The 1,524-nt window shown below is 72.8% G+C and carries 2 protein-coding genes; both read right to left on the bottom strand.

Annotated elements, in window-relative coordinates; genetic code table 11:
* A partial coding sequence (locus A612_RS14610; RefSeq protein WP_051001520.1) for an ATP-binding cassette domain-containing protein occupies positions 1 to 815 on the bottom strand: 815 nt, incomplete at its 3' end.
* A 32-nt stretch (positions 816 to 847) separates the two neighbouring features.
* On the bottom strand, positions 848 to 1,524 hold a 677-nt coding region (locus A612_RS14605), incomplete at its 5' end, for an ABC transporter permease (protein ID WP_019375186.1).

Genomic DNA, 1,524 nt, shown 5'->3' with positions numbered 1-1,524 from the left:
GGCTCGCCCGCCGCCTCGGGCGAAACTTCCACCACGTCGCGCACCGGCGTGCTGGCGATCAGGCGGCGGGTATAGGGGTGTTGCGGCGCGGCGAAGACCTGCGCCACCGTGCCCTGCTCCACCAAGGCGCCCCGCTCCATGACCGCCACGCGGTCCGCGAAGCGGCGCACCAGCTGCAGGTCGTGCGTGATCAGCAGCACCGCCATGCCGGTCTGGCGCTGCAGCTGCGACAAAAGCTCCAGGATCTGGCCGCGCAGCGTCACGTCCAGCGCCGTGGTGGGCTCGTCGGCGATCAGCAAAGCGGGCCCGCAGGCCAGCGCCATGGCGATGGTGATGCGCTGGCGCTGCCCGCCCGAGAACTGGTGCGGGTAGGCGTCCAGGCGCTCGGCGGCGCGCGCGATGCCGACGCGCTCGAGCAGGGCGATCGCCTCGGCGCGCGCCTGCCGGGGCGACAGCCGCTGGTGCAGGCGCAGCGGCTCCGCCACCTGCCGGCCGATGGGATGCACCGGGTTGAGCGCCGTCATGGGCTCCTGGAAGACCATCGCCATGCGGTTGCCGCGCAGGCGGCACAGCTGCGCCTCGGGCATGCCGACCAGCTCCTGGCCGTCGAGCCGGATGCTGCCGCGCACCTCGGCGCCCTCCGGCAGCAGGCCCATCAGCGCCAGCGCCGTGAGCGACTTGCCGCTGCCCGATTCGCCGATCAGCCCCAGCGTCTCGCCCCGCGCCAGCTCGAAGCCGAGGCCGCGCAGGGCGCGCGCCGGCCCGCGGTGGGTCTGCAGCCGCACTTCCAGGTCGCGGACCTGCAGCAGCGGCACCTCAGGAAAGGAGATCCGTTCGGCCATGGCGTTCAGCGTTGTCGCGCCAGACGCGGATCGAGCACGTCGCGCAAGCCGTCGCCCAGCAGGTTCAGCCCCAATACTGCCAGCGCGATCGCCAATCCCGGCCACACGGCCAGCAGCGGCGCCTGGAACATCAGCGTCTGCGCCTCGGCCAGCATGCGCCCCCAGGAGGGCTGGGGCGGCTGCGTTCCCAGCCCCAGGTAGGACAGCGCGGCCTCGGCCAGCACCGCCAGCGCAAACTGGATCGTCGCCTGCACGATCAGCACCGAGGCGATGTTGGGCAGCACGTGCTCGAGCGTGATGCGGGTGGCGCCCTTGCCGCTGGCGCGCGCCGCCAGCACGTACTCGCGCGACCACACGGCGCGCGCCGAGGCGCGGGTGATGCGCGCGAAGGTGGGGATGTAGAAGATGCCGATGGCGATGATCGCGTTCACCATGCCGGGGCCGAACACGGCCGTGAGCATGATGGCCAGCAGCAGGGCCGGGAAGGCGAAGGTGAAGTCGGCCACGCGCATGATCAGTTCCTCCACCCAGCCGCCGCGCGCCGCCGCGACCAGGCCGAGCAGCGTACCGAGGCCCAGCCCGATCCCGACGGCGATGATGCCCACGGCAATGGTGGCGCGCGCCCCGACCAGCAGCAGCGAGGCGACATCGCGCCCGTAGGCGTCGGTGCCCAGCCAGTGCT

Origin of the sequence: Melaminivora alkalimesophila (genome assembly GCF_000282995.1) — a bacterium.
Classification (GTDB): Bacteria; Pseudomonadota; Gammaproteobacteria; order Burkholderiales; family Burkholderiaceae_C; genus Melaminivora; species Melaminivora alkalimesophila.
The sequence above is the reverse complement of the archived record's forward strand: the minus strand, read 5'-3'. Positions and strand labels throughout refer to the sequence as shown.